26 protein-coding genes are annotated in these 26,764 nt (G+C 55.5%); 23 read left to right on the forward strand and 3 right to left on the reverse strand.

Annotation, left to right across the window (positions count from 1 at the left end):
- Positions 1-216: 216 nt before the first annotated feature.
- From LKE90_RS00680 to LKE90_RS00735, 12 genes are all read left to right on the forward strand, one after another.
- Complete coding sequence (locus tag LKE90_RS00680; RefSeq protein ID WP_407066075.1) at positions 217-1,221, forward strand: tetratricopeptide repeat protein; 1,005 nt, start codon at positions 217-219, stop codon at positions 1,219-1,221.
- 12 nt (positions 1,222-1,233) lie between these two features.
- Positions 1,234-1,944 (forward strand): LON peptidase substrate-binding domain-containing protein, encoded by a 711-nt coding sequence (locus LKE90_RS00685; protein WP_291492751.1) that lies wholly within the window; start codon positions 1,234-1,236, stop codon positions 1,942-1,944.
- A gap of 29 nt (positions 1,945-1,973) precedes the next feature.
- A complete protein-coding gene (locus LKE90_RS00690; RefSeq protein ID WP_291492607.1) occupies positions 1,974-2,162 on the forward strand; it encodes a Trm112 family protein in 189 nt (62 codons plus the stop codon).
- Positions 2,163-2,229: 67 nt separating this feature from the next.
- Positions 2,230-2,538, forward strand: coding sequence for a hypothetical protein (locus tag LKE90_RS00695; protein ID WP_291492609.1), 309 nt, complete (start codon positions 2,230-2,232; stop codon positions 2,536-2,538).
- Positions 2,539-2,643: 105 nt separating this feature from the next.
- Positions 2,644-4,182 carry a hopanoid C-3 methylase HpnR gene (hpnR, locus tag LKE90_RS00700; RefSeq protein WP_291492610.1) on the forward strand — a complete coding sequence of 513 codons (1,539 nt, stop codon included), beginning with the start codon at positions 2,644-2,646 and terminating at the stop codon, positions 4,180-4,182.
- Between the two features lie 473 nt (positions 4,183-4,655).
- Positions 4,656-6,164 carry an exopolysaccharide biosynthesis polyprenyl glycosylphosphotransferase gene (locus LKE90_RS00705; RefSeq protein WP_291492611.1) on the forward strand — a complete coding sequence of 503 codons (1,509 nt, stop codon included), beginning with the start codon at positions 4,656-4,658 and terminating at the stop codon, positions 6,162-6,164.
- Positions 6,154-6,984: a WecB/TagA/CpsF family glycosyltransferase gene (locus LKE90_RS00710; protein ID WP_291492612.1), complete on the forward strand. Its 831-nt coding sequence runs from the start codon at positions 6,154-6,156 to the stop codon at positions 6,982-6,984. The genes LKE90_RS00705 and LKE90_RS00710 overlap by 11 nt, the downstream gene beginning before the upstream one ends.
- A gap of 42 nt (positions 6,985-7,026) precedes the next feature.
- Positions 7,027-9,234, forward strand: a complete 2,208-nt coding sequence (locus LKE90_RS00715) for a GumC family protein (RefSeq protein ID WP_291492614.1) — start codon at positions 7,027-7,029, stop codon at positions 9,232-9,234.
- On the forward strand, positions 9,231-10,367 hold the full coding sequence (locus tag LKE90_RS00720) for a glycosyltransferase family 4 protein (RefSeq protein ID WP_291492615.1): 1,137 nt from the start codon (positions 9,231-9,233) through the stop codon (positions 10,365-10,367). Before LKE90_RS00715 ends, LKE90_RS00720 begins: the two co-directional genes overlap by 4 nt.
- Before the next feature lie 2 nt (positions 10,368-10,369).
- Positions 10,370-11,734 carry an outer membrane beta-barrel protein gene (locus tag LKE90_RS00725; RefSeq protein ID WP_291492616.1) on the forward strand — a complete coding sequence of 455 codons (1,365 nt, stop codon included), beginning with the start codon at positions 10,370-10,372 and terminating at the stop codon, positions 11,732-11,734.
- A gap of 57 nt (positions 11,735-11,791) precedes the next feature.
- On the forward strand, positions 11,792-12,367 hold the full coding sequence (locus LKE90_RS00730; RefSeq protein WP_291492618.1) for a polysaccharide biosynthesis/export family protein: 576 nt from the start codon (positions 11,792-11,794) through the stop codon (positions 12,365-12,367).
- Positions 12,368-12,656: 289 nt separating this feature from the next.
- A complete protein-coding gene (locus LKE90_RS00735; protein WP_291492619.1) occupies positions 12,657-12,986 on the forward strand; it encodes a hypothetical protein in 330 nt (109 codons plus the stop codon).
- Positions 12,987-13,591: 605 nt separating this feature from the next.
- On the opposite strand, the gene LKE90_RS00740 is transcribed toward LKE90_RS00735, so the two are convergent.
- On the reverse strand, positions 13,592-13,903 hold the full coding sequence (locus tag LKE90_RS00740) for a DUF2312 domain-containing protein (RefSeq protein ID WP_291492621.1): 312 nt from the start codon (positions 13,901-13,903) through the stop codon (positions 13,592-13,594).
- Between the two features lie 378 nt (positions 13,904-14,281).
- Between LKE90_RS00740 and zwf the strand changes: the two genes are divergently transcribed.
- The 4 genes from zwf (at position 14,282) to LKE90_RS00760 (ending at position 17,485) form a co-directional block, all read left to right on the forward strand.
- Entirely contained in the window at positions 14,282-15,805 is a 1,524-nt protein-coding gene (gene zwf, locus LKE90_RS00745; protein ID WP_291492623.1) for a glucose-6-phosphate dehydrogenase, read from the forward strand.
- Positions 15,802-16,269, forward strand: coding sequence for a hypothetical protein (locus LKE90_RS00750; protein WP_291492624.1), 468 nt, complete (start codon positions 15,802-15,804; stop codon positions 16,267-16,269). The genes zwf and LKE90_RS00750 overlap by 4 nt, the downstream gene beginning before the upstream one ends.
- Positions 16,270-16,531: 262 nt before the next feature.
- Entirely contained in the window at positions 16,532-16,933 is a 402-nt protein-coding gene (locus tag LKE90_RS00755) for a hypothetical protein (RefSeq protein WP_291492626.1), read from the forward strand.
- A 24-nt stretch (positions 16,934-16,957) separates the two neighbouring features.
- Positions 16,958-17,485: a histidine phosphatase family protein gene (locus tag LKE90_RS00760; protein ID WP_291492628.1), complete on the forward strand. Its 528-nt coding sequence runs from the start codon at positions 16,958-16,960 to the stop codon at positions 17,483-17,485.
- 112 nt (positions 17,486-17,597) lie between these two features.
- Here LKE90_RS00760 and cobS read toward each other — a convergent pair whose 3' ends face one another.
- Together cobS and cobT are read right to left on the reverse strand one after the other, a co-directional pair.
- Positions 17,598-18,353, reverse strand: coding sequence for an adenosylcobinamide-GDP ribazoletransferase (gene cobS / locus LKE90_RS00765; protein ID WP_291492630.1), 756 nt, complete (start codon positions 18,351-18,353; stop codon positions 17,598-17,600).
- Positions 18,354-18,372: 19 nt separating this feature from the next.
- The gene (gene cobT / locus LKE90_RS00770; protein WP_291492632.1) at positions 18,373-19,401 is read right to left on the reverse strand and encodes a nicotinate-nucleotide--dimethylbenzimidazole phosphoribosyltransferase; all 1,029 of its coding nucleotides are present in this window, start codon (positions 19,399-19,401) and stop codon (positions 18,373-18,375) included.
- Between the two features lie 35 nt (positions 19,402-19,436).
- On the opposite strand from cobT, the gene cobU reads away from it, so the two are divergent.
- The 7 genes from cobU to cydD all read left to right on the forward strand — a co-directional run bounded on the left by cobU (position 19,437) and on the right by cydD (position 26,761).
- On the forward strand, positions 19,437-19,958 hold the full coding sequence (gene cobU / locus LKE90_RS00775; RefSeq protein ID WP_291492633.1) for a bifunctional adenosylcobinamide kinase/adenosylcobinamide-phosphate guanylyltransferase: 522 nt from the start codon (positions 19,437-19,439) through the stop codon (positions 19,956-19,958).
- A 433-nt stretch (positions 19,959-20,391) separates the two neighbouring features.
- A complete protein-coding gene (locus LKE90_RS00780) occupies positions 20,392-20,766 on the forward strand; it encodes a hypothetical protein (protein ID WP_291492635.1) in 375 nt (124 codons plus the stop codon).
- Complete coding sequence (locus tag LKE90_RS00785; RefSeq protein ID WP_291492637.1) at positions 20,724-21,953, forward strand: carbohydrate porin; 1,230 nt, start codon at positions 20,724-20,726, stop codon at positions 21,951-21,953. The genes LKE90_RS00780 and LKE90_RS00785 overlap by 43 nt, the downstream gene beginning before the upstream one ends.
- A 182-nt stretch (positions 21,954-22,135) precedes the next feature.
- On the forward strand, positions 22,136-22,726 hold the full coding sequence (locus LKE90_RS00790; RefSeq protein WP_291492640.1) for a sigma-70 family RNA polymerase sigma factor: 591 nt from the start codon (positions 22,136-22,138) through the stop codon (positions 22,724-22,726).
- Positions 22,727-22,845: 119 nt separating this feature from the next.
- Entirely contained in the window at positions 22,846-23,019 is a 174-nt protein-coding gene (locus LKE90_RS00795; RefSeq protein ID WP_291492642.1) for a NepR family anti-sigma factor, read from the forward strand.
- Between the two features lie 146 nt (positions 23,020-23,165).
- Positions 23,166-24,938 carry a sensor histidine kinase gene (locus LKE90_RS00800; protein WP_291492645.1) on the forward strand — a complete coding sequence of 591 codons (1,773 nt, stop codon included), beginning with the start codon at positions 23,166-23,168 and terminating at the stop codon, positions 24,936-24,938.
- Positions 24,939-25,024: 86 nt separating this feature from the next.
- Entirely contained in the window at positions 25,025-26,761 is a 1,737-nt protein-coding gene (gene cydD, locus LKE90_RS00805) for a thiol reductant ABC exporter subunit CydD (protein ID WP_291492647.1), read from the forward strand.
- Positions 26,762-26,764 lie beyond the last annotated feature (3 nt).

Here is a 26,764-nt window from a genome sequence, read left to right on the forward strand (position 1 = left end):
AATCCACCTGAAAGACAGAGCTATGGCTGTTCGCCGCTTTTTCTGAGGAGCGGGGGTGGTCACGGCGATGTTTTGAGGAAACCTGCCCGGGGAGGAAGCTCATCCTGAAGGCGGGTTTCTGTTTTCGCGTCCCTGCGCTAAACCTGTTGCCATGGCTGAAGCCGGGTCTGGCGCAGGCAGACGTGTGGCGGTTGCAGGAAGGCAGGATTGCAGACGATGGATTATATAATCGGCCAGAACCGTTCAGCGCCTCCCGCCGGTAGCGGAGCCGGTCTGCATGGGGAAGCTCCAGTGGCTCCGGGAATGGTGCATGGGCCACAGGCTGGCGGCGACATCATCATGGATGGCACAGAAGCCAACTTCATGCAGATCGTGCTGGAGGCCAGCCGCAATGTGCCGGTTCTGGTCGATTTCTGGGCGGACTGGTGCGGCCCCTGCAAGCAGCTCACGCCTGTTATCGAACGTGTGGTCACGGCGGCCAAGGGGCGGGTCAGACTCGTCAAGGTCGATATCGAGGCCAACCGTAGTCTCACCGCGCAGTTGACCCGTGCGGGACTGCCGCTTCAGTCCATCCCGATGGTGGCGGCTTTCTGGAAGGGCCAGATTCTGGACCTGTTTCAGGGCGCGCTTCCGGAAAGTCAGGTCAAGCAGTTTGTCGAAACCGTGCTGAAGGCGGCTGGTGGCGGCACGCTGCCGAGCGCCGATCTGCTGGTGGAAGCTGCCGCGGCGATGGAAGCAGGGCAGCCTGCGCATGCCGCCGAGCTTTATTCCGCTGTGCTGGAAGACGAGGCCGAGAATCCGGCGGCGTGGGGCGGTCTGATCCGCGCCATGCTGGCGCTGGATGATGAGGAAGCGGCTTCTGCCGCGCTGGATGACGTTCCGGCTTCCATCACGACGCATCCGGAGGTCGAGGGCGCCCGTGCGGAGTTGGAACTGAAGCGTGAAGGCCGGAAGGTGGCTGGAGAAGCGGATGAGCTTCGCAGGCGCATTGAGGCCAATCCTGATGATTTTGAAGCGCGCATGGATCTTGCCAGTGCGCTGAATGTCGCGGGTCATCGCGAAGAGGCCGCTGCCGAACTGCTGGCGATCATCAAGGCGGACCGTGAGTGGAAAGACGGCGCCGCCAAGCAGTTGCTGTTCAAGTTTTTTGAGGCATGGGGGCATACGGACCCGGCGACACTGTCGGCCCGTCGCCGTCTGTCTTCCATGCTGTTCTCCTGAGGAGGAACGGGTCTGGCTACTGCTTCCCACTTTTTCGATGACAACACGCCGCGGAGAGTTCCCCGACTTGGTGACATCACCCTTGCGGACCTCCCTGCGGAAATAGGGCTTTTCCCGCTGTTCGGCACATTGTTGCTGCCACGGGGAAAGCTGCCGCTGAATGTCTTTGAGCCGCGTTATATCGGGCTGATTGAAGACGCGCTGGCCGATCAAAGGCTGATCGGCATCATCCAGCCGTTCAGCGAGATTGATGATGATGAGGATTTCGCTGCCGAGCCGCATTTGTTCGAAGTGGGATGCATCGGTCGCATCACCTCCTTCGTGGAGCGGCTGGATAACACATATGCCATTACCCTGACCGGTGTCAGTCGCTTTCGATATCTGCGTGAGAGTGAAGGCGCGCGTGGCTATCGCCGCGCCCGTATCGATGTTTCCGCCTATGCGGGTGATCTGAACGAGATTCCTTCCGCGCCCTTTGACCGGAAGATGCTGCTGGAATCGCTCAAGGGTTATTTCGAGTCCCGTGGTATGGGCGTGCGGTGGGAGGTGATCGACCAGATGGCGGATGACGCCCTTCTGGTGGCGCTCCCGATGATCTGTCCTTTCCCTTCTCCGGAAAAACAGGCATTGCTTGAGGCGGATACGCTGACCGAGCGGGCGAGGGTGTTGCAGTCTCTTCTCGATCTTTCCGGATCGCAGAACGGCAGCGCCCGGCCTGTATAGATTTTCTGTTTGTTTTTTTGGAGACAGTCATGACGACCACCGAGATTTCACCCCCTCTGGATCAGCGGCTTCTGTCTCTTCTCGTGTGCCCGGTGACGAAGGGACCGCTGGTCTATGATCGTGAGGCCTCGGAACTGATCAGTGAGCGGGCCGGTTTGGCCTTCCCCGTTCGCGACGGAATTCCGGTCATGCTGCCGGAAGAAGCCCGCAAGCTTTGATCCGGACGGTTTCGGCTCAGAGAGTAAGATGTGCCGCCCGACCATAATATGTTTGTCGCGGTGGGTGATGGTCTTCACGCCTGTCGCCTTTCTGGCGTCCTGCGGAATGTCGGGAACCGATCCACGGGCGGGCGATAATATCGACGTTCCCCCAGAGCGTCCCGGCCGCAATATTCCTGAAGCAGCGGAAGCGGAAGAGCGTCATGAGCGGGAGGCGAACTATCAGACGCCTCCTGCGGGTGGTGGCGTAAGGGAGGGCTATGAGCCTGCGCCCTATGCCGGAACGGCCCTGCCGAAACCCGGCACGTCCAACGCGACACCGGATACGGAAGTCACCTACGGCAAACCGGATGCCGGTCAGAACAAGCCCAGATGACCTCTTCATGAATAGGAGATATTTCCTGAAAATGTGTGACAATATCTCCTGACAGGTCGAGAATGCGCCGTGAGGATACTGAAATGAAAGTCCGGAGGCAGCATAATGAAACTTTTGGCGGTACATCCAAGCGCCCTGATGTACACACGAGTGTTTCTGAGACTGGAGCCTCTTGGGCTTGAACTGATTGCCGGCGCGGCAAGAAATGCCGGCCATGATGTCAGAATTATTGATCTGCAGGTCGAAACCCATCGTGATTACTGGAAACTGATCGAGGAGTTCAGGCCGGACGCCGTCTGTTTCTGTGGAAATTATCTGGCGAACATTCCCGAAATCGTCGATCTCTGTAAAGAGACGAAGGACCATTTTCCGGACTGTTTCACGATTGTCGGCGGTCACTCCGTTTCTTTTATTCCGCAGGATGTTCTGGGCCTGTCGGAAGGCGCGATTGACTGCATCCTGCGCGGTGAAGGGGAGCCCGGCATTGGTCCGCTGCTCGATGGCTGGCTGAAGGGTGATATTTCTCAGGTTCCCGGTGTGGTGACGACCGCATTCGAGGGACCGCCTCCGAGCTTTGTCAAAAGCCTTGATGAGGTAAGGCCCGCCCGTGATCTTCTGCGTCACCGGAACAGGTATTTCATCGGCACGCTCGATCCGGCGGCTTCCATTGAATTCGCGCGAGGCTGTCCATGGGACTGCACGTTCTGTAGCGCCTGGACCTTTTACGGTCGTTCCTACCGTACGGCCGATCCGAAAATTATCGCTGACGAACTGGAGGCTTTGAAGGAGCCGGGCGTCTTCATCGTTGATGACGTCGCGTTCGTTCATGCCGAGCACGGTCTGGCGATTGCGGCGGAGATTCGCAAACGAGGGATCAAAAAAGAGTATTATCTTGAAACCCGTGCGGATGTCCTGCTTCGCAACAAGGAGGTTTTCAGGGAATGGAGTGAGATAGGCCTCAGCTATATTTTTATCGGCCTTGAAGCGGTCGATGAGGAAGGGCTGAAGCGGTTCCGCAAGCGTGTTTCTGTCGACCGGAATTTTGAGGCGCTGGAATATGCCCGTTCACTGGGGCTGATGGTGGCGATCAACCTTATTGCGGACCCGTCATGGACGAAAGAACGGTTTGAGACGATCCGCCAGTGGTGTCTGGAGATTCCGGATATCGTCAATATTTCTGTGACGACGCCTTATCCGGGAACGGAAATCTGGCACAGGGAAGCGCGGCGTCTCACAACGCGGGATTATCGCCTGTTTGATATCCAGCATGCCGTCCTGCCGACCACATTGTCCCTGCCAGAGTTCTACGAGGAACTGGTGAAGACCCAGCAGGTGCTGAACACCAAGCATATGGGGTGGTCGGCTTTACGGGACACGGTGGGTATCGCCGCGCGATTGCTGAGCCGGGGGCAGACAAACTTTGTCAAAATGATCTGGAAATTCAATTCAGTCTTCAATCCAAAGCTACAATTGGCGGATCATATGCGCAGGCCGCGCTATGAGATGCCTGTTCAGCCGGACGTGGTTGATAAAATGGATGTCAAGGAGCTCTACGTGCATGGTCCGGGTGGGAGAAAGTCCCGTACTCTGGATGATGATACTGAAAGATTTGTGGACCAGACCCGGATGGGGGCTGACGCCTGAGAGGCTGTATCGGAAATACGTGCTGACGGAGGTCTGACACGTATTTTCTGTGCCTTGGCGCTCACGTTATCAAGGCCACTCCCACTCGCTAGAGCATATTTCCCAACAGGCTCTGAGGACGTTATTGATGTTATATGAAAACGATCGGATATTATGGCATTCCGGTTGCTTTTATGAATTCTCTGTGGATAGAGACGGATTATAGGATATCAGGATAAGTGATTGAGCGGATATATTCTGGCGTCTCCGGAGGCGGTGGCTTTTGCAGCGTTGGGATAAAACAGACACCGGCGATTTGAAGTGTTCAGTTCGCATGGTGTAAGGATATGGTTATAAACGGTTTTGTCACGGGTAATTATTCAGCTTCATCTTGAGATATTTGAAGCAGGGTTATATCGTCCTCAACCGTTCAGTGACGATGACTGATTTTGGTGTTGCAAGCTGTCCGCTATGTGTCGGGAGAGTGGATGCTGATGAGTAACCGACGCTTGATTGTGGACTCAGGTTATGTGGCTGCTGACATTGATGGCGCCAAGCCGTTGGTGGAGGTTCCAGCTATACGCCAGCTATTGAGGGAGCCTTATCCCTACCTCCATAGTATTCTGGCTATGATTGTCCGTTGTCTGGATGTTGTTTCGGTGGCTGCCGGGACAATGGCGGCGGACTGGTTCGAGAAGAGCCATATGCTCCATTCGGGAGGAACGGAAACAGATGCAGCCGATCTGGTGGCTGTTATAGTTTTTTGTCTCTTTCCAAAAAAGTCAAAGCTTCTCGCTTTTCCAAAAATACGTCGCGGAAAAGCGCAGATTCGTTATTTGATAACGCCTGTCCTCGCTGGATGTTTTGCACATGCCTGCCTCTCCGCCATTCTAGTTTCGGATGGTGTCGCCTCACTGAAAATGGCAGCGGTGTGGATGCTGTGCGTATGCGCCGCAGTTTTTATCGAACGGTCCATGCTGACATTCTGTCTGCATCAGCCTGCCATTGTCGCCAGACTGCGTCGCAGGGTGGCGATAGTGGGAACGGGCGGTGTGGCGACGGATCTGGTGTGTCGTCTTCGTTCGGATGCAGGTCAGGCCTATTCCCTCTTCGGTCAGTTTGAAGACGCCGCGTATTGTGAATCCGGGCAAAAGCTGGATGGGACGCTTGATGATCTGATCCACAGAAGTCGACGTGAAGCACTGCATGCGATCATCCTTGCTTTTCCTGAAACCGGAGACGCAGAGGCGCGCGTACGTGCTGTCGCAGTGGCGCTTAAGCCGGTGCTTTCGGATATTTATGTCACTCCAAATCTTGTTTCCGGTTTTGATCGTGTTCTCCCCTGTGAATTTTTGGGAGAGAATGCGGTTTTTGTGATCCAGAGACGGCCACTTTCCGATGTTCAGCTTGTTGAAAAAACAATTGTTGATTTCATTCTTGCTTTTTGTGTCTCTTTTTTTCTGCTGCCGTTCCTCCTCGGCGTGGCGCTTGCCATAAAGTGCGATTCAAAAGGGCCTGTCTTTTTTCGCCAGCCCCGGATCGGAAAAAACGGCAAGGAGTTTATGGTCTACAAGTTCCGCTCCATGCATACCCATATGTCTGACCTTATGGCCGAGCGTCAGACAAGCCGGGATGATCCCCGGGTGACACGTGTCGGGAAATGGTTGCGACGTCTGAGCATCGATGAAGTCCCCCAGTTGCTGAATGTCCTGAAGGGAGAAATGTCTCTGGTCGGTCCCCGGCCCCATGCGCCTCATACACGGGCTGGCGGGCTGTTGCTGAATGATGCGCTGGCCGAGTATGTTCTGCGTTATCACGTCAAACCTGGCATCACCGGTTGGGCCCAGATCAACGGCGCCCGTGGTGAGCTTGTCACCATTGATGATCTGAAAAAAAGAGTGGCCTACGATCTGGACTATATCCGTCGCTGGTCGCTCGTGTTTGATTTCAGGATCATGATTCTGACCATCGTCCGGGAGGTCTTCAGCCGTCATGCGTTCTGATAGTGCGCTCAGTCAGCGATCAAAGCGGTTCTGTGGACATGATTTTCCTGTCGTGGAGGTCATGGGGCTGAATCTGATGGATATCCCCCGTGAGGATATTGTCGCCTGTCTGTCGGAGACTGTCCGGCAAAAAGGGGCCGCGAGGGTCATCAACGCGAACGCCCATTGCGTAACACTTTCTCAAAAACAGCCATGGATGCGCGCTTTTTTCGATGAAGCCGAAATCGCGTTTTGCGATGGTGCGGGTGTACAACTGGCGTCAATGTTTCTGACGGGAAAGAACCTGTACCGGACCACGCCGCCGGAGTGGATTGGCGCTCTGCTGTCCGCGCTCGGCGATGCGGCGCATATCTTCTGGCTGGGGGGAGAGCAGGAGGTTGCTGAAAAAGCCGCTGCAAGCTTCGCCGCGAAATATGGATGCAGGACGGCAGGCGTTCATCATGGTTTTTTTGATCCCACGCCGGGTAGTCCGGACGCTGAGAGTGTCATTGAAAAGATTGTAGCGGCGAGGCCGTCTGTGCTTTTGCTCAACATGGGGATGCCGCGTCAGGAGCGATGGCTGTGGGACAACTGGCACAGGCTGCCGCCGATGGTGGCGATCACGGCTGGTGCTCTCGTTGATCATGCTGCCGGACGTGTTTCACGCCCGCCAAGATGGGTTGCGAATCTGGGGCTTGAATGGTTAGTCAGATTGAGTCGCGAGCCGACGCGGCTGTGGCGCCGATATCTGCTGGGTCTGCCCTGTTTTGGCGTATATGTACTATGGTGGAGGTTATCCACCCTGCTTGGTAAAAAAACGGTGTCATCCACCCGGACGTAAGAACGCCGAGAGAATTTCTGTTGGATGTAGGATCCTTCTGGTATGCTTGATCGACCACTGGACTGTACTTTCGAGCAGCCAAGGGCTGAACCTCCTCCTGTGGTCACAGGGGGCTACGGACTCACGATGCGCTATTTCTCGATGGGGTGGCGCCATCGTTATCTGTTCAGTGCTGTTGCCCTCCTGATTCTTTTTCTCGGTACGCTGGCGGTTCTGTCGCTGAAGCGATCTTTCATGGCGCCTGCGACTGTGGTTGTGACAACGCATGTCGTTGACCCGATGGTGCAGCAGTCCGACTCCAATCGGACCATCGAAGATGACGAGCTTGCCACACAGTCCTCGTTGATTGCCTCAAGAGATGTGGCTGCGATGGTGCTGAAGGAGCTTCCGCCTCCACCTCCGCCGGTATCGCATAATTGGCATCACTTTCTCTGTGAGCATGGTGTCAGGCTGGGATGTGTTGCCGGGACGGAGGTGGCGAGCAACAGCGCCGGAGTTGCGGATCGGCAGATTGACGGCCTGCTGGCCAGCGTGACGGTGGAGCCGCTCCCACGATCCCGTATCCTCACTGTGACTGCGAAAGCGGATACTGGGGAGCGTGCGGCTGCCGTGGCCAATGCATTTGTCAGCAGTTATCAGAAGCTGGCGCTGAACCAGCAGCGTAGCGACCTGCAACGTGAGGCGGAATGGCTGGATGACCGGACGGCGGCGCTCCGTCAACGCTGGCTGGAAGCCGAGCGGGCCGCCAGCACCTACAACGTCCAGCACGCGCTCGTTAACACGACAGGCGGATCGCCTCTTGTCGAACATCAGATTTCCGACATGGCAGTCAGTCTGGGGCAGGCTCAGACGCGTTACGCCGCTGCTCAGGCACGGGCATCCACCCTGAAGGCCGCCATGCAGAGCGGTGATCCGCAGACTCTTCTGACGCTCGGTGAACAGCCTCTTGTCATTGCGGCCGCGACGGCCCTGATGCAGGAAGAAAGCGAGAGAGCCCAGAAAAGCGCTTCCTTTGGCCCCAACCATCCTGACGTCATTGCGTTTGACAAACAGATTGCCAGCAGCCGGGCGAATCTGGTCGCAGCCACCCGCCGGGCTCTGCTTTCGATCAATGGAGAACTTGCGTCCGCACGTGCAGAGGTGGATCAGTTGACGTCGGATCTTGATCGTCTTCGTTTGCAGTCCGGCAAACAGAGTGGAGCGCAGGCGGAGTATCGGACCCTTGATCAGGAATCGCAAAGCGCAAGAAGCATATATGAGTCCTTCCTTGAGCGGGCCAAACAACTGACGGATCGCGTCGCCCTTCTTCAGCCGCCCGTGATGTTTGTTTCGCATGCGGCGGTTCCGGCTACGGCGACTTTCCCCAATCGCACGAAGCTGATGATGGGCGTCATCGTTCTCGCTGTTGTCGGTGGCATCGGTGCAGTCGCGCTGCGCGTTTTCTTTTCGCCAAGTTTTACGGATATTGACGAGTTCAGGGGCTTCGGCGGCATGCCGCTGCTGGCTGTCTTCCCCTGGATTCAGGCAGGAAAGAAAAAATCGCCAGTCGATCTTTTGCGTGAACACCCATTCTCTCTGCCTGCCGAGGCGCTGAGGCAACTGGGGGCACAGCTTTCCATCGCCAGCGGCGGAACACGGAGTGGTGACACAAGGATCATAGCCATTGCGTCGGCGTTGCCCGGCGATGGAAAGATGACGCTCGCTGCATGGCTCGCCGCGGCAGCCGAGGAAGCTGGTGAAACGGCTCTGGTCATCGATACGGATTTCAGCCGTCGGGTTGGCCTTGATCGCAACCGGGCCGGGGGCTCTCTGGGGCTTTCAGACGTTCTGCAAGGGAAGGTTGCGGCACGGAATATCATTGTCAGGGATCAGCAGCGGGGATGCGATGTCATGTCCGCAGGCACGCCACGAGGCTATGTCTTTGACCGGGCCGAGATTTCGCAACTTCAGGATCTGTTTCGTGATCTTTCCCGTTCTTACCGCAAGATTATTCTCGTCACGCCTCCGCTGGGTGTCATGGCAGGCGGTCTGTCGATGGCTTCTGTTGCGGACCAGACGCTTTTTGTCTGCCGCTGGGGACGCACGTCTCGGGAAACAACGGCTGCCTGCATTGAAAGATTGCGGCTTTATGGTGCCAGACTATCAGGTTTTGTCGTGACGGGTACGGACAACGCATCTTTCAATCTTCTCTGCGGCGCCCAGTTGACGCGACAGGAAGCCCGACTGATTGCGCATAGGCGTCAGGCGTGAAAATCCTGCATGTTGTAAGGCAGTTCAGCCCGTCAGTCGGCGGGCTTGAAGACTCCGTTCTCAGCCTCGCCTTTGAACAGAGAGCCATGGGCATCGATGCTCAGGTCATAACGCTGAATACAGTGTTCAACAGGGACACTGGACGGCTGCCTCCTCGTGAATCGATACAGGGCATCCCGGTAACCCGCGTGCCCTGGCGAGGCTCCACACGCTACCCGCTGGCCCCGACAGTGCTCGCGCATGTTGGTGGAGCGGATCTCATTCATGTGCATGCGATTGATTTTTTCTTTGATTTCTTCGCACTGACAAAATTCGTGGTCAGGAAGCCACTGATTGTGTCCACTCATGGTGGTTTTTTCCATAGTGGGGCGTATGCGAAACTCAAGAAACTCTGGTTTGCAACGCTGACCCGGGCAAGTGTCAGGGCATATGACAAAGTTGTCGCCTGTAGCCAGAATGATGCGGATATTTTTGCTGACGTTGCAAAAGGCCGACTGGTTACCATTGAAAATGGTATCAACCAGTCGAAATTCTCCAATGCGTCCTCAGAAAAACCACTTCGTACATTGATAAGTTTCGGGCGGTTCTCGCCACATAAACGTCTTGACCGTCTTTTTGATCTTCTGGCGGTATTGAAAAAACAGAACCCGGAATGGAAGCTGATTGTCGCGGGAAGACCGGCGGAGCAGTCTGTATCAGACCTTGAACAATTCGCGGTGCGGTCTGGTGTTGAGAATGCTGTCCAGTTTCTCGTTGAGCCGTCCGATGAAGCGTTGCGGGACGCTCTTGGTGTCGCAAGCTGGTTCGTGAGTTTCTCAGATCACGAAGGGTTTGGTCTGGCTGCGGTGGAAGCCATGTCAGCCGGACTCATTCCTGTTCTCAGTGAGATCGCGCCCTTTAGTCGTCTGGTCGACAAGACGGGGGTCGGGTTGCAACTGGAAGGGGAGGACATGCAGGGGTTGGCTACAAAAATTGAATCCCTACAGACTGATCCTGAAGCGATGGCGGCAGGAAGGGCTTCCGCTATTGCTGGTGCCCAAAGCTACGACTGGAAAGATGTCGCTCGACAGTATGTGGGTGTTTATGCCGAAGTTCTGGGTATGCCAGTCGCTTCGTCGGGTTCTGTTTCCTGAATATGATTGCTGAATACCGATATATGCATCAGATCAACGGCATAACCACTTGTTTTTTTAATATAATTTTTCTGATTGTGCTGCTCTGGGGAGGCTTGTTTGTCCCGGAAGCACGGGCGCAGCTTGCCCAACAGTCTTTCTCAAGTGAATTGCCGGGTTATTCGAGCGATTCAACGGGAAATGTTTCTCTGAGAGAGATGATGCAGCATCGATACACGGGTATTCCGGTCGGTGCGTATATCCTCAGGCCGACCTTGTCCCAGCAGATCGGTTATAGAACAAATATTCTAGCTGCACCTCATACATCGAGTGCTTCTCTCATTACTTCCGCTGGATTGGGGGTGAAGTCAAACTGGTCGCGGCATGCTATCGGAGCATCCATGTCGGTCACAAATCAGGCTTATCCATCACTCAGTGCTGCCAATTATACTGACTGGTCTGCATCTGCCGGTGGCGCGCTCGATCTTCGTCGCGACACCTTGTCTCTGGGTTATTCTCATTCTTTTAAGCATTTGTCGGCGACAGATCTGGGGAACTTCGGGGTTGGCTACCCTGTGCCTTACACTACTGACGATGTGCGAATGAGCTACCGTAAAACGTGGGCACGTTTTGCTCTTATTCCAACCGCATCATATGACAATTTTTCTTTTGGGGAGAGTCCGACGACTTTGCCAACGGCCTCTCGCAACATGAGCGCCCTGAGTCATCAGCTTGAAATGCAGGTCATTCAGGGCCGATTCGAAGTTTCTAAAGGGAATGCATTCGTGGTGGCTTTGAAAGGAGCTGAGGCTCAGTTTAATTCTCGCTCCGGACAATTACCCAATGATTATGTGAGCGGAGGTGGTTTTATCGGTCTTGATCTTCGTGCTGATCCTGTCCTCCAGTATCGTTTACTGGCCGGAGGAGAAACACGCCGTTTTACAAGAGGGGGCGGTAATCCGGTTACGACACCGACAGCGGAAGCACAGATATTATGGATGCCAGACAAATTGAATACCTTGACGTTTTCTGGCCGGAGAGGGTTGTTTGATCCGACTTCCCCTTTTTCACGCAATCAGGTGATGTCAACTGCACAGATTGGTTGGGACCGCGAACTAAGAAGAGATGTGTTCTTCCATGGAAGCGCTACATATGCGCTTACGAATTCCCGCTCCTCTACCGAGGGCGCGAGGTCTCGACAACAAAATCAAATTATCTTCAGAACTGCGCTGGACTGGCAATTCACACGGGATGTCAAATTTACTTTGAACTACAGTCACACTTCAAGTTATACAAAGCACGGGGCATCGGCTGTTCTTGATAATGGTTTTTCTCATGGTACGTTCACGAATAATTCCATAACATTTGGCGTGGAGTTTACTCGCTAACGACACGAAAACCCTGTTTCAACCCTCTTTTCCTCTGCAGTGGAGTGCAATTACAGAATGTCGTTACGTCTCATACAGCGATTGGTCGTGGTCGGCATATCTGGTCTTCTTCTGGCTGCCTGTTCTCCAACACACGGATTGAAGCCTATTCCACCAGTGACGGGCGCCTATCATCTTGGTGCGGGAGATCAGATCCGGATTCTGACCTACAATGACCCTCAATTAAGCAATTCCTTTTTTGTGAGTGATGGGGGTACGATTGCTTTCCCTCTTTTGGGGACTGTCATGGCGGCAGGTCAGACACCGGCAGATTTTGCGACAGCTTTGAGTAGCCAGTTGGCAACGAAAGGTTTGTTGCATAAGCCAAGCGTTTCTGTTGAAGTGACTCAATACAGGCCGGTATTTGTTTTGGGAGAGATACAGAAGCCTGGTCAGTATAACTATCTTCCCGGTATGACGATGGAAACGGCTGTGGCGCTTGCCGGAGGGTACACCTATCGAGCCATCAAAAATCCGGCGAGTGTGGTTCGGACGGAAGGGACACCAGATGGCCGTCCAATGAAAGGTAGGATCTCGGAAGAGACTTACCTTGCTCCTGGAGACGTCATAACAATCTATGAGCGATTTTTCTGAACTCTAAATGTGATATGATTGCCCCATCATGCTGGATGGGGCAGTATTTCCTAAACATCACTGTCATTTGTAATGTTTGATCGGTTCGCTATGTGACGCTTGGGCTTTGCTGGTTCCGGGCAATGCTCGTGAAATATTCTATCTCTTATGTCTCATCTGAGTAAATGACGGAGACTTTCGGCTTCCCTGTTTCTGTTATACATGGCGACAATCTGTCAGGTAATCATTGGCAACGATTGAGGCGTCTCTGCTGTCATAAGAAATGCAGCATTGAGACTGATTTCGTTTCATGCAGGACAAATCCTTACCACTATCGTTTGTGATGGACGCTCGTGAGCTTAACTCCTTATTAAGGAATGCTTCGTTATTTAGACGTGTATTCACTTTTTACACGGTAACAGAAAGCATGGTTCCGTCCAAAAATGCGCTTCCGCTGACGTTATGGGAATTGGCAGGCCGTCAGGATGCTTCTCCCGAATTTTTGGTGCAGGTAACTGATCCGCTGAAAAAGCCTTCTCCACGCGCATCGGCTTTTAAGGGCATGGCTGTTGGAGCGGTGTTCTGTGTTCCTTTCTGGGCAGGCGTCATATGGTTTGTCGCTGACCATATTCGTTCGTGAACAGACAGAAGCGCTGCATGCCTCTGCTGGCGTTGATCCAGCTTTGACAGATATTTCCAATAGTATTGGGGACTAAGTGCTTCTTGATGCTGTGCGTAGTGCAGGCTAAGAACCCTTTTGGAAATGGTTTAGAGTCTGGAACTGAGTATGGAAGCGGTTCTCCGCATCAACAGGAAAATGTTGAAAAACCGGCATTTTCAAGCGCCATGATGTGCTCCGCGAGGCTGCGTTCAACGTCAGATAATGAATTTCCAAAAGGGCTCTAATAAGTGAGTATCTATCCGCTGATTTGGATTTACTCATTGAGATTTTTCATTCTTGCGAAACTGTCGGTAAGAATGGCCATCTTCTGAGCAGCGATTGCTGCGAATACGGTATGAAACAGTAGGGTTGCGGGTTCATGTCGACTTGGGACTGGGCTGTGACCTTCGCTGCGACGTGATTCAATCTCGTGCGAGAAAATGTTCATCGGTTTGGAAATAAATTTCAGACCAATGAAATGTATATTTTTAAATACACATTCGAAAACATCCCATATTCATAAAATTTATATATGGGATGTTTTGTAGATAAATCCTTCTGTTTTGATATTTTCAAAACAGATATTACATTCCAAGAGCTCTTTTGTAGATATCCAGCAGCGTTTCCTGCTCTTCTATCTCGGAGGGCTCCTTTTTTCTCAGCCGCAGGATTTGCTTGATGGTCGCTACATCAAATCCGGCAGACTTAGCCTCGCTGAAAATGTCTTTAATGTCACCGGCCAGAGCTTTGCGCTCTTCTTCAAGACGCTCGACTCGTTCGATGATGCTTCTCAGCCGGTCAGCTGCAATACCACCTACATTTGATTCCGGGGCAGCGGCCTGACGTGCCCTGCTGGCAGCGGCTTCATCATCAATATCAAAAGGGACGTCAGACATGATTTCCTCAGAGTTTCAGTGAACTGGAGCGACTGGGTAGCCGCAGATAGCGGCCCTTATATGGTCAGTCGGCAGGGGGCGGTAGTCCGTAATTAAGGTGGAGTAGAGGGTGTTTTTATATAACTATTTGTTTAAAATGAAAAAAATAATGATGTAAGCCTCCGTTTGTGTCTGAAAATCCTGCCTGACGGCGAGGAATGCGCCTTTGACAAGCACATCGGCTCATCGTCAGAGCGTCCGGCGGATTGCGTTCGACGTGATTTGCTGGTCAATCAGGGGCCGAAGACTCTTCATGAATGAACCTGTGGGGAGTTGGCTTGTTGTCCTTCTGAGTGCGTGGGCACACATCATGGACGATAGAATGTAATGGAGATCCCGATGGCTGAACAGGTGGCTGCTGCTGGCTCATCCAGCAAGATTCAGGCCGATGGAAAGCAGTCTGTTCCGGACGCCGCCGCCTTTGATTTCGTGATCGTCGGCGCGACCGGCGATCTGACAATGCGCAAGCTTCTCCCTGCTTTCTATGAATGTTTTCGTCGCGGGCAGATCGACGGGAGCGCGAAGATTATCGGTGTCGCCCGGTCCCCGCTGAGTGCTGAAGGGTATCGGAGCAAGGCTCAGGCGGCTCTGAAGGATTTTGTGGCGTCTGCGTCGTATGATGACGCCATAAGCCGGGATTTTCTTGGGCTCGTGCAGTATGTCTCGCTCGACATGTCGGGCAGGGATGCCGACTGGACCGGACTGGCAAACCAGCTTTCCGCCGAAAAAGAGCGCCCACGGGTCTTTTATGTAGCGACGGCCCCGAAGCTCTACGTCCCGACCGCGGACGCGATTGCTCATAACAAGCTGATTACGGAAAGCAGCCGGATCGTTCTGGAAAAGCCAATCGGTACGGATCAGGCGACTGCGGCCGAGATCAACGATGGCGTTGGCCAGCATTTTACGGAAGAGCAGATTTTCCGCATAGATCATTATCTCGGCAAGCAGACCGTGCAGAATATTCTGGCGCTCCGGTTCGCAAATCCCATTCTGGAGCGCGTGTGGAACGCTGATTCCATTGCTCATGTGCAGATTACAGCCGCTGAAACGGTTGGTGTCGGCAAGCGGGGACCGTATTACGATAGCGCGGGCGCTCTGCGTGACATGGTGCAGAATCATCTGCTTCAGGTGCTGAGCCTTGTTGCGATGGAGCCGCCCACGGCTTTTTCGGCCATGGATCTGCGAGACGAAAAGCTGAAGATCCTACGTGCCCTGAAGCCGATGTCCGACCATGATATCGCCACTGACACGGTGCGGGCCCAGTATGGCGAAGGCCGCGTCGATGGGGAGCAGGTGCCGGGATATCTTGAAGATCTTGGCGCGCCGGTGAGCACGACGGAAACCTGCCTCGCCATCAGGGCGGAAATCCGCACGGCCCGATGGGCCGGCGTGCCGTTCTATATCCGGACCGGTAAACGCATGGCCCGCAAGGAAACGACGGTTGTCGTTCAGTTTCGTCCGCAGCCATGGGCCATTTTCACTGACAACCCGGAGCCCGGTCAGCTCGTGTTGCGAATCCAGCCCAATGAGGGTGTTTCCCTGTCGCTGGCCAGCAAGGACCCTGCTTCGGAGCAGTATCGGCTGAAAGAAGCCGTGCTCGATGTGGATTATGTGAAGGCGTTCAACACCCGCTATCCTGACTCCTACGAGGATCTGTTGATGGCTGCCGTGCGTGGTGATCAGGTCCTGTTTATCCGCCGTGACGAGGTTGAGGCGTCCTGGCGATGGATCGAGCCGATTCTTCGCGGCTGGGAGAAGAACGTCCGACCGCTTGAAACCTACCCTGCCGGAGATCAGGGACCAGCCTCGTCAGATGAACTGCTGGCGCGGGATGGTTTTGTCTGGAAAGAAAGCATTCAATGACATCTCCTGTTACACCAGAGTCCGGAAAAGGTCCGCGTCGGTTCACGAGTGGGCCTTTCAAGGGGCGGTCCCTTAAGCAGCATATCCTGCGCCGTCTGATACTGGTCCTGCCTCTCAGTCTGCTCATGATTGTTCTGGCCAAATCAGGGTTCATGGATCGTCTGGTCGATCAGTACACCTTCAAGCCTGCAAGCTGGTTTGATGATACGGCTCTGGTCAGACATCTGCGCCAGCAAGTTACGCACAACGGCATGACGGGCGATCGGCCTGACTGTCTGCTGTTCATTGTGAATGGCAACAGTCCGCCAACCGCAACGATGATTGATGTGATGGAAAAACATTCCGGAAACTGCCCAAATCCGGATGCGTCCCTGCCGAAGCTGTTCAGCCTCCGCGTGGACAGGGTGGCGGCTCGTGTGGAAACAGATCAGGGCACGCCCGGACAGTTTCATCCCGTTCCGTGATTTTCCTGATACAGAAAGGAAATCTTGAAAGAATGAGTTTGTCCGTTTTCAGGCTGCTGTAAAAATACAGCAGCCCGCAACCTATATGTTTCAGGGCAACGTGGCCTGTCGATGTACGTTGGCCGGGAGGATGTCTGCGTCGGGCAGGGTAGACGTAGACCGGACGGTAAGGCACATCTTTTGCCGTGAACTGTGTCAGGCCGGGATGTCTGGAGAAACCTGTTTGTTTTTGTGATGTCCGGGCAAACAAGGATGTACCATCATGCGCTTACGTTTTGTCGTTCTCTGTTCGGGCGTTATCGCCAGCGCCACTCTCGGGGCATCTGCTCCGGGGTATGCGGCGCCTCAACCGGCTCATTCTTCAAGCACGCCACACTCATCGGCATTTTTCGCAGGCGACTGGTCCTCAATGGGTACTGTTGTAACCATTGTCGCCAACAGAGCTATGGGACCGGCAAGCCGTATCATTGTAAAACTGCCGAAGAACCTGCAGAAATCAGGTCAGGCCAGTTTCTCTCTCTCCCGGAAAAGCGATGATGAATGGAGTGGGGTCCAGGATAACGTAACGGTTTCTTTCAAGCTGATTTCGGACAATTTTGGGATTCTGTCGATGGTGGGTGATAAGCCCGACCATCATTTCGAAATGCCCCTGTCCCGTATTTGATCGAGAGACGGGGCAGCAGTTTTCATGGCCATCCGGTGCCTCGTCCGACATCCCCGGGTCGAGGTGACGCCGGGGGTCTGTTACGGCCAGTCTGATGTGGGGCTCGCTACAGGCTGGGAGGTTTTCGCTTCTCAACTGGCGGATTACATGCAGAAAACCGGCATCAGAATGCTGGTGGCCTCACCTCTGGCGCGCTGTCGCCTTCCGGCTCAATGGGCGGCGGCGCAAACGCATTGCGAATTGCGTCTGGATGAGCGGCTGAAAGAGATCAGTTTCGGAGACTGGGAACTGTGCGCTTGGGACAGCATCCCTCGGGCTGCTCTTGACGCATGGGCGGCTGATCTGTCCGGATTTTCCCCTCCGCAGGGAGAAAGCGGCCAGGAACTGATAGCTCGCGTCACGGCTTTCTGGAACGAAGCAAGCACGGGAGAGGCGTGTGCAATCCTCTCGCATGGAGGCCCCCTGCGCATTCTGGAGGCGCTTGTTGCACGAAAAGAGATTGATCTTTCAGTCACGGCAATACCGCTGGGGAAGATAGCGCCTGTTTCATAAAGGTTTTTTGTAAAATTGTAGTAAAGGTGTTGTGTTCTTTGTGAGGGTGTATGTGTAAAGATATCTTTTATATTAAAGAATATTAAAGAATCTATAGTGTTTCCCATGAAGTCTATCCATTGAACGACGTCAGTGTGACAAGCACGGCAAGTTCAGCAAGCACGGCTTCTGCTCCAAGGATATCACCTGTAAAACCACCAATCTTTTTTATGCTGAAGCGATGCGTCAGGGTGGTGGTCAAAAGTGCGGCTGCGAAAGACGTAATGATTTCATTGGCCGGAATCAGAAGGACTGCGAGCAGGAGAGTCGTGAGGAGCGCTGCGGCAAAGGGGCGTGAGGAAAGAGGAAACAGGGCGCTGGCCAGTCCATCCTGTCGTGCGGGTTTTCCCCATTTCAGTTCCAGCAGTATGGCGGCCCGCGAGAGGCTTCCTGCCAGAATCAGTGAGGGGAACAGGCAGGATACCGGTAAAGAGGCAATGCAGGCGCAGCGGAGGGCTACGACACTGCATAATGCCAGTGTTCCATAGGAGCCAATGCGACTGTCCCGCATGATCTCCAGACGGCGCTCCACCGTTCTGCCGCCGACCATGCCGTCCGCACTGTCAGCAAGCCCGTCCTCATGGAGGCCTCCCGTGACGAGCAGTTGCATCATCACGGCGCAGATAGCGGATACGGCTGGCGGAAGGTGCACGGCATAGCCCAGCCACATGGCGCAGGCTGTCAGAGCGCCGATCAGTCCGCCAGTAAGCGGCCAGACCCGGACCGATCGACGAAGATCGACTCCTGCTGCATGTTTTTCAAGCCATTGCAGCGGCAGTCGGGTGAACAGGCCAAGGGCGGCAAGGAAATCTGCGGCGAGACATCCCAAAATGGATGTTCGCCGGTGATCAGCCAATGCCGGCCTCGGCAAAGGTGTGCATGCCAGTGTGGCAGGCGAGCGCTGCACGGAGCAGTGGGACAGCGAGGGTGGAGCCGGACGCCTCGCCCAGACGAAGCCCCAGATCGAGAAGTGGCTTTTGTTCCAGCAGGCCTGCCAGCCGTGTGTGGCCGGGCTCGGCGGAGCAATGCGCGATCCGGCAGTGCGCCAACCCTTCAGGATGCAGGACGTGCAGAGGGGCGACCGCCGCCGTGCAGACGAACCCGTCCAGAAGCACGGGAATGCCGTGGACCCGAGCGGCAATGGTGGCGCCCATCATGGCGGCGAGTTCATGGCCGCCCAATCGACGGGCGATCTGCAGGGGATCGGTGAAAGCAGCGCGATGAAGCGCCAGAGCCCGGTCAATGGCGGAAATTTTGCGCGTCATGGCGGCATCGTCATTGCCTGCGCCCCGGCCGGCCCATTCTGTTCCATCGCCTCCAAAGAGTGCTGCTGACAGCGCGGCGGCAGGGGTTGTGTTGCCGATGCCCATCTCGCCCAGACAGAGCAGATCGGTTTCGGGTGAGACAGAATTGAAACCGCGCTCCAGCATGCGGAGAAACGTCCCGTCATTCATGGCGGCGGTCTGCGTGAAATCCTCTGTCGGACGAAGGTCTTCCAGCGTCTCTATGGTCAGAGCTGTCTCCGCATACCGGGAGAGCTGGTTGATGGCCGCGCCGCCATTACGGAAGTTCTGTACCATCAGGGCAGTCACATCCGATGGCCATGCCGACACACCCTGCGCGGCGACGCCATGATTGCCTGCGAAGATGATCGTCTGGACACGTTCAAGCCGGGGTGTGCTTCGTCGTTGCCACGCGCCCAGCCATGCTGTCAGCTCTTCCAGTCGTCCAAGACTGCCGGCTGGCTTGGTGAGTGTGGCCTCACGTTCGGCAATCTGGTTTATGGCGACCGTATCGCTGGATGCGGGGGCACGGCACAGGGCGCGCAGGCTGTCCATGTCTGCAAAAAGGGGGGCTGTAAAAGGAGGCGTGCTCATGGATAGACACATGCCGTTTTCGGAGGGCGAGGGCAATGATTGAACTGGTTCTGGGGGGCGTTCGGTCCGGCAAAAGTCGTTACGCAGAGAGTGTGGTGAAACGGTTTCCCGCGCCATGGATCTATCTCGCCACGGGGCGGGCCTGGGATGATGAGATGCAGGAGCGCATCGTGCGTCATCAGGCTGATCGTGGAGAGGGGTGGCTCACGGTTGAAGAGCCGTTGGAGTTGGTGGATGCGCTGGTCGCGGCAGGTGATGTGCCGGTTCTTGTTGACTGCCTGACTCTCTGGCTGACAAATCTTCTGATGGCGGAGAGGGATATTTCGATTGAGAAGCAGCGATTACTGATCGCGCTTTCCCGCCGCAAGGCTCTGACGGTGCTGGTTGGTAACGAAGTCGGTCTGGGCATTGTGCCTGAGAACGCGCTGGCCCGCCGTTTCCGGGACGAGGCGGGCTGGCTGCATCAGGCAGTTGCCGCGCAGGCGGAAAAAGTCGTTCTGTGCGTGGCGGGAATTCCGTGTGTTATCAAGGAGGTTTCTGGTCCTGCGACTGATTGAACTTTTGGATCGTCAGGTCGTTGATAAGAAGGCGTTCTTGGTGGTTGGAGTGTCAGTTTCTTGTGGAAGCCTGCATAAGTATGGCGGGTTCTAATATTGTATAAATAAAAGACTCGCTGCGGAATGAGTTTTTCTGGAAAAATCTTCCTGATTCTGTGTGGGCGGAACCGTTTTTATGCGGCCTGATGGATTGCTGCATGTCCTGCATCGGAGGTCTGTCGGTTTTCATGGTATCGGAGCGAGTTCGGGAAAGCAGTGTCTGCGTGACACTTAAGACACAGTGGAAACACTTCTTCTCTGGCCTCTACACAGATAAAAACAGGCGCTTTATGGATTCAGATTAAGTCAGTTCTGCGGAAACGTGTCTGTATGGAAATGTTTTGTCGTGTTTCATGACCAAACAGCTGTGTTGCAACAAGGAAAAATAAAAATCATGTCCCGGCAGACCGTTACGTCGAAAGTAAGCCAGAGACTCCGTGTCGATTTCCGCAAGGCTGTCGTGGGTGTGCTTGCGTGTTTTCTGGCTGCCGGTTCTGTCGATGAGGCGTCGGCGCGGTCCCCCTATACGCATCAGACGAATCTGCCGCAAAAAAACAGCATATTTTATGATCCTTCTCCGGATGTCTCGAATCCTGGCATGTATGGCGAGGGACAGGAGATCATCCCGCTCTATCAGTCGATACCGGGCTTTCTGCAGTCTCCTTATGGTCCTCCCTCATTTGGACCGCCATATGGCACCTCTCACCTTTTCGGTGACTGGGGGGTGTGCAGCCGTGGCTTCAGAAGCGTGGTGTTTACGTTGCCGTGAACGTGTACGAGAGTCTTTCGGGCAATCCCATTGGCGGCAGGAAGCAGACAGTGACGGATGCCGGACAGGTCGGCGTCACTCTGGATATTGACTGGCAGAAGATACTGAATGCCGGTCACTGGTCGGACAATTTCTGGCTGCACATGCTTGCGGTCAACGGACACGGTCGGAACCTGAGCGCAGAGTTTGGTGACAATGCCAATCAGGTGCAGCAGATTTACGGCGCACGTGGTAACGTCGTGGCGCATCTGGTGTGGGCCTATTTTGAAAAATCCATGTACCACAACAAGGTTGATCTGGCGATGGGCTGGATCCCGACGGGAACGTTCTTCAATAACTCCCCGTGGGGCTGCTCATTCATGAATGTGTGGATGTGCGGCAACGTCACGCCGACAAAATATCTGAATGGTGGACGTGACTGGCCGTCGGGCAACATAGGCACGGTGCTGCGTCTGATGCCGACGAAGCATTTCTATATCATGGGCGGTCTGTTTGCTGTTTCGCCGCATGCCTATAATGGCGGCATTTCAGGATGGGCGTGGGCTCAGCCGGGACTTGGAAAGCTTTCGACGGAAGTTGAACTGGGCTGGATTCCGGAGTTCGGGAAAAATCACCTGATCGGCCATTACAAGGTCGGCGCGATGTACGATAATTCAAAATATAATGACCTGTACAGGGATATCTACGGCCATGCCTGGGTGACATCGGGGCAGCCTGCGCGACGTCAGAGCGGGCAGACCTCCATGTGGGTCATGATCGATCAGATGCTGGTGCGTCATGGAGACGGTCCCATGAACGGCTTTATCATCGGCGGACAATACAGCTACGCTTCCGGTCAGACCTCGGCGATGAAAAATCATCTTGTCGGGGTGATCATGGATACCGGTCACTGGTGGAACAGGCCGAAGGATATGGTTGGTTTCGCTTTCCAGTGGGCTGAATTCAGCCGTTCGGCGATCAGGCAGCAGGAAGTCTCGCAGGCTGCGGGACTGCCGTTTCAGGGAGCGAATTTCGGGGTGCCGTATGGCGTCCAGTCGCATGAAAACATCTATGAGTTTTTCTACACGATCCAGGTCATCCCCGGCATCAGTGTGCAGCCTGATTTCCAGTATATCCAGCGGCCCGGTGGCAGCACGGTATTCAGGAACGCTGCGGTCTTCAGCTCTGCGTTCAGCTTCACGCTCTGATTTTTTTGCGAAAGATGATGAAGCCGGAAAACCTCCAGTCATCGGCGGCGTTGTCGAAGCGGGGATCATGAGGTTTGCCGCAGACGCGGTAGACCTCGCTTTCTCGTGATCGAAAAAATCCCTCTCTGATGGAACGAATGGACCGCGCCATTCATTGATCCCATAAGAACAGGGGAAAAAAGATGGCTGATACCTTCCAGACCCAGATTGTTGCGATCCTGCCCAAGCTTCGCGTGCAGGCGCTCGCTCTCACCAGAAACCGTGCCCAGGCGGAAGATCTGGTGCAGGATGCCGTATGCAACGCTCTGGGCGCGCGTGACAGCTTTATTCCCGGAACAAATTTTGCCGCATGGATGCACAGAATCCTGCGCAACCGTTTCATCTCTGACCTGCGCAAGCGCAGAGCGACGACGGACATTGATGATCTGCCCGGCGACATGCTTTCCAGCAAGGCTGACCATGAGGACCGTCTGGCTGTGAAGGACCTGAGCTTTGCGCTCGCACGTCTGCCGGCTGATCAGCGTGAGGCGCTGGTCATGGTTGTCCTGCAGGGCATGAGCTATCAGGAGCTTGCGGAAGCGACGGGCTGTGCGGTGGGAACGGCCAAAAGCCGGGTATTCCGCGCACGTCGTCAGCTTGAAGCCTGGATGACCGGAGAACTGCCCGAGAGCGATCGTCTGCGTCAGCAGGCAATGGCTTTGCGTCATGAGGTTGAGGAGCGGCGCAAAAATTTCGGTAATCGATCTGTGGTAACAAATCCCGTGGTCGTGTAAGAAGCTGACGGCACTCCAAGAAATGAAATGTGAAACGGGGAAGGTTCTGCTATATGAATGGCGATAGCTTCCCGACATCATGCCTGGAATCGTCTGAATATCTGCCGGGGTGGTTGTCAATGTCAGCCAGAAACCGAAAATCCAGTTCTTCTGCCCATGGCGGGAAGAAAGAGGACGACGCGTTCGATATCTGGCTGAAGCGCGGTCTTCATCAGCTTTTCGATGACGTTGCGAACGAGCCTATCCCGGAAGAACTTCTGCGTCTGCTTGAGGAAGACGAGGACGGTCAGTGACTGTCCGTTTTCTGTTAGTGTTTCCGCGTTCGACAGGGTCGATGTGAATGGACTCGCGTTTTTTGTTTTCATGTTCCGTTTCGTCTTCGAGGGGTGACGGGGTGGTGTTGATGGTCGCCTTCTGATGCAAAGGCGCGAAACGTAAGATGGCTGAAAACGGCCATCAGCGTGGCTGGCGATCCCGTAGTTTTCTGGTTTCTTTCCTGATCGGCATAACCAGCCGATTCGATTCGGTCAGGAGCCGGATGGCCATCGTCATCATGGGGTCAGTGCTGCCCGTTGCGGCACTTGGGGGAGTGGTCATCTGGCAGGATTATATCCGCCTGAATGACGCAGGCACCCAGCGCGGCAAGCAGGCATTTTCAGAACTTGAAAAATACTTCGACAGCGAAATACTTCGCACAATGTCGATGTTGAAGCAGGTTGGTCAGGCGTCTGACGACAGCGCGCTCCGCAATCTGCTGCTGCTCGCTCAGGCGGCGAGCAAGGGACGCTACTGTCTTCTGGCCGCCGTCGATGAGAAAGGGGCTCTGCGGGACGTCGTGACTGGCGCAGATCCCGCTGACGCCAGTTGCCGTGACATTGCGCGTAGCACGCCTCCTCCCGGAGAGCCTGCTCATTTATGGGTGTATCGGGGACGTCCCTATCTGCGGGTTGTGCAGGAACTTCCCGTTGCCGATCATGATGAAGGAAATCATTTTCTGGTGGCGATCCAGTCGATTGGCTGGGAGCCTGACGTGTCTGATGACGCTTCTCCATCTGGCGTTGGGGCAGTAAAAACATCCCGGAAATTCCTGTCGGCATGGTTTGTCATGCCGGACCACTCCCTTGTGTCGGTATGTCCGCAATGCAACTGGGCTCCTCCGGCTGACAGGGCGGTCAGTCAGGCGGCGATCGAGGCGCGCATGCGCTCCGAACATGAACGTACTGTCGAGCGCCGGGAGAACAGATCCTATATTTACGGTCCTGTCGGCCGTGCGGATTTTGCGCTCATTGAAGTCAGGCGGCTTCCGGAAGAAAAACGGGCGGTCTTCCTGCTGTTCGGGTGGATCGCGATGGTCGGCATCCTGCTGATCGCAGGGATGGCCGGGATCATGGTGGCGGGCAGGCGGCTTGTCGTCGAACCCCTGAACCAGTTGGCTCAGGATGTCGAAGGCTGGTTGCGGAAAGGAAAATTCGAGAGCGTGGCTGACTCTTCCGGTATGCCACGGGAATTTCGCAAGCTTTCCGGTGCGTTTGGCACGGCGACATGGCGGCTGGCGCATCGTGAGACCGAACTGGAAGCGGCTCTCGTGCACCAGAAACGTCTGGCTGCGGAAATTCATCACAGGGTGAAAAACAATCTTCAGATTGTCGGCTCCCTTTTGAGTTTGCAGGCGAACCGTGCTTCAGACATCGACACCCGCATGGCGCTGCTGGTCGCCCGGAACCGTGTGCGCATTCTCTCGATGTTGCAGCGCCACCTGTATGTCGGTGATGAGCTTGCCAATCTGCGGATGGCCGAGTTTCTGCCCATACTGACGCAACAGATCGTTCAGGCCGCACCCGATGACGTACGCTACCGGGTGACGATTGAAGAGGATGCGGGCGACGTCGCGCTCACGCCTGATATGGCGACTCCCGTCGTCATGATCATTGCCGAAGCGTTACTGAATGCGCTGAACTATGGTTTCCCCGCTGCCCGTGTCGGGGTTGTGCGCGTCTCCCTTTCCCGGGAAGCCGATCTCCTGACGCTGATCGTGGAAGATAACGGTGACAGCGCCGCCGCCCTGCAGGGAGGGCTCGATGCCGGCGGGCTCAGTCAGCAACTGATCCGCGGATTTGTCAGGCAAATCGTCGGGACTCTTCATATCGAAGAGCAGAACGGGATGCGCATTGTCGTGACCTGTTCCGTAAAAGCAGGGTTGACCGGAGAATAGGACAAGGATCTCCAATTCCCGGAGTGCGAGGCTGACACGTCAGATGCCCTCTGTTTCCGGAGTGGAGTCTTCGGTATAGGGGCGGCATGAGTGAGAGTAAGGCAGCCATAAAGGCCTGGACCAAGACGCAGGCGCGTCTGGGACTGCGTGCAGTGCGTCCGTCCATTGTTCTGGGCATTGTTTCCAGTCTGGCGGGAGCGGCGCAGTTCTGGTGCGTGGCCAATATTCTGGGTCCGGCACTGACGGATTTCGTGACCCCATCAGGTCACGGGGCGGGAGCCCCTGTGCCGGTCTGGCCTCTGCCTGCTTTTGTCATCATTGCTCTTCTCCGTATCGCAATCAATTTTTTCAGCGAAAATGAGACCGCCACGGCAGGACGCCGCGCCCGCAGTCGATTGCGGAACGAAGTGCTCGGCTCAATTGTCGGGGCTGGTCCTGCCGTACTGCGTCACGCGCATAGCGGCGCGCTGGCGGCGCTGGCCGTGGACCGGATCGAGGCGCTGGACGGCTACTTCACCCGTTGGGCTCCGGCGTCCGTGCTGTGGATGGCGTCGCCATGCGTGCTGGCGGTTCTGACAGCGTTCGTGCAGCCACGGGCCGCTCTTATTCTGGCGCTCTGCGGCCTTTTCGTGCCGTTCGCACAGGCCCTGTTCGGCATCGGGGCCGCCGTGGCGTCCCGCAAGCAGTTCCTCGCCATGACCCGGCTTCAGGCCCGTTTTCTGGATCGCATGCGCGGCATCGCCACCATCGTTCTGGCCGGGCGGGCGGATGACGAGGCGCAGCGTCTCGGGCAGGCTGCCGATGATCTGCGCAAGCGGACCATGAAGATTCTGCGGGTGGCGTTTCTTTCGTCCGCTTCCATCGACTGCGCCATGATCGTCGCGCTGATCCTGATCGCCCTGATCGACGGGCGGCATGTACAGGCCGCCATTCATACGACCGACGCCGCGACATTCCGTTCCATTGTAACGGCCAGCCTGTTTGCGCTGCTGATTGTGCCGGAGTTTTTCGCGCCTCTGCGCGGACTGGCCCTCGCCTATCAGGATCGCGCGCTTGTACAGGGCGCGGCGGAAGATATCCTGGCGCTCCCGGAAGAGGCCGCTGCGCCAGGCGAGACACACCAGCTTCGCGTGGCGGCGGACGAAGGTGTGGCGATCACGTTTGAAAATGTTTCGTTCGTCTGGGACGAGGCGCGTGGACAGGCGCTCGATAACGTATCGTTCTCGGTCGCAGCCGGAGAGACCGTAATCCTTTCCGGCCCTTCGGGCGCGGGCAAGTCCACAGTGATGGAACTGCTGCTGGGTTTTATCCGCCCGACTTCCGGACGGATTACGTTCAATGGCGTCGATATGCAGACGATCGCCCCGACAAGCCTGATGCACCTGATCTCATGGATCGGGCAGCGGCCAGTCCTGTTCGCAGGCTCCTTGCGGGAAAATATTCTTTTCGCCCGCCCGGACGCTACCGGGGAAGAACTCCAGCAGGCCATTCACGCGGCCTCTGTTGACCGGTTCCTCGACAGTCTGCCGGACGGAATTGAAACCATGATCGGCGAGGGCGGGTTTGGCCTGTCCGGTGGGCAGGCGCAGCGGATCGCCATCGCGCGCGCCTATCTGAAGAATGCGCCGGTCCTGCTTCTGGATGAACCGACAGCCTATCTCGATCCGGTGACGGAAGGCGACGTGTTCGAAAGTCTTGAGGTGCTGGCGCAGCATCGTACGGTGATTCTCGCCAGTCACTCGACTGCGCTTCAGGTGTTTCAGGGACAGCGGATTGAACTGTCCGAGGGGCGGATCGCCGATGCTGGAGGGATGGCGGCATGAACA

The sequence above is a fragment of the Acetobacter sp. genome (assembly GCF_022483985.1).
In the GTDB taxonomy this organism is placed as follows: domain Bacteria; phylum Pseudomonadota; class Alphaproteobacteria; order Acetobacterales; family Acetobacteraceae; genus Acetobacter.

Coding starts and splice junctions, on each gene's coding strand:
- cydD (WP_291492647.1), top strand. CDS start 25,025: ATGAGTGAGAGTAAGGCAGCCATAAAGGCCTGGACCAAGACGCAGGCG.
- LKE90_RS00730 (WP_291492618.1), top strand. CDS start 11,792: ATGTCGTTACGTCTCATACAGCGATTGGTCGTGGTCGGCATATCTGGT.
- LKE90_RS00715 (WP_291492614.1), top strand. CDS start 7,027: ATGCTTGATCGACCACTGGACTGTACTTTCGAGCAGCCAAGGGCTGAA.
- LKE90_RS00725 (WP_291492616.1), top strand. CDS start 10,370: ATGATTGCTGAATACCGATATATGCATCAGATCAACGGCATAACCACT.
- LKE90_RS00740 (WP_291492621.1), bottom strand. CDS start 13,903: ATGTCTGACGTCCCTTTTGATATTGATGATGAAGCCGCTGCCAGCAGG.
- LKE90_RS00695 (WP_291492609.1), top strand. CDS start 2,230: ATGGTCTTCACGCCTGTCGCCTTTCTGGCGTCCTGCGGAATGTCGGGA.
- LKE90_RS00760 (WP_291492628.1), top strand. CDS start 16,958: ATGGCCATCCGGTGCCTCGTCCGACATCCCCGGGTCGAGGTGACGCCG.
- cobT (WP_291492632.1), bottom strand. CDS start 19,401: ATGAGCACGCCTCCTTTTACAGCCCCCCTTTTTGCAGACATGGACAGC.
- LKE90_RS00735 (WP_291492619.1), top strand. CDS start 12,657: ATGCAGGACAAATCCTTACCACTATCGTTTGTGATGGACGCTCGTGAG.
- LKE90_RS00750 (WP_291492624.1), top strand. CDS start 15,802: ATGACATCTCCTGTTACACCAGAGTCCGGAAAAGGTCCGCGTCGGTTC.
- hpnR (WP_291492610.1), top strand. CDS start 2,644: ATGAAACTTTTGGCGGTACATCCAAGCGCCCTGATGTACACACGAGTG.
- zwf (WP_291492623.1), top strand. CDS start 14,282: ATGGCTGAACAGGTGGCTGCTGCTGGCTCATCCAGCAAGATTCAGGCC.
- LKE90_RS00780 (WP_291492635.1), top strand. CDS start 20,392: ATGTCCCGGCAGACCGTTACGTCGAAAGTAAGCCAGAGACTCCGTGTC.
- LKE90_RS00710 (WP_291492612.1), top strand. CDS start 6,154: ATGCGTTCTGATAGTGCGCTCAGTCAGCGATCAAAGCGGTTCTGTGGA.
- LKE90_RS00705 (WP_291492611.1), top strand. CDS start 4,656: ATGAGTAACCGACGCTTGATTGTGGACTCAGGTTATGTGGCTGCTGAC.
- LKE90_RS00690 (WP_291492607.1), top strand. CDS start 1,974: ATGACGACCACCGAGATTTCACCCCCTCTGGATCAGCGGCTTCTGTCT.
- LKE90_RS00790 (WP_291492640.1), top strand. CDS start 22,136: ATGGCTGATACCTTCCAGACCCAGATTGTTGCGATCCTGCCCAAGCTT.
- LKE90_RS00680 (WP_407066075.1), top strand. CDS start 217: ATGGATTATATAATCGGCCAGAACCGTTCAGCGCCTCCCGCCGGTAGC.
- cobU (WP_291492633.1), top strand. CDS start 19,437: ATGATTGAACTGGTTCTGGGGGGCGTTCGGTCCGGCAAAAGTCGTTAC.
- LKE90_RS00795 (WP_291492642.1), top strand. CDS start 22,846: ATGTCAGCCAGAAACCGAAAATCCAGTTCTTCTGCCCATGGCGGGAAG.
- LKE90_RS00755 (WP_291492626.1), top strand. CDS start 16,532: ATGCGCTTACGTTTTGTCGTTCTCTGTTCGGGCGTTATCGCCAGCGCC.
- LKE90_RS00800 (WP_291492645.1), top strand. CDS start 23,166: ATGGCTGAAAACGGCCATCAGCGTGGCTGGCGATCCCGTAGTTTTCTG.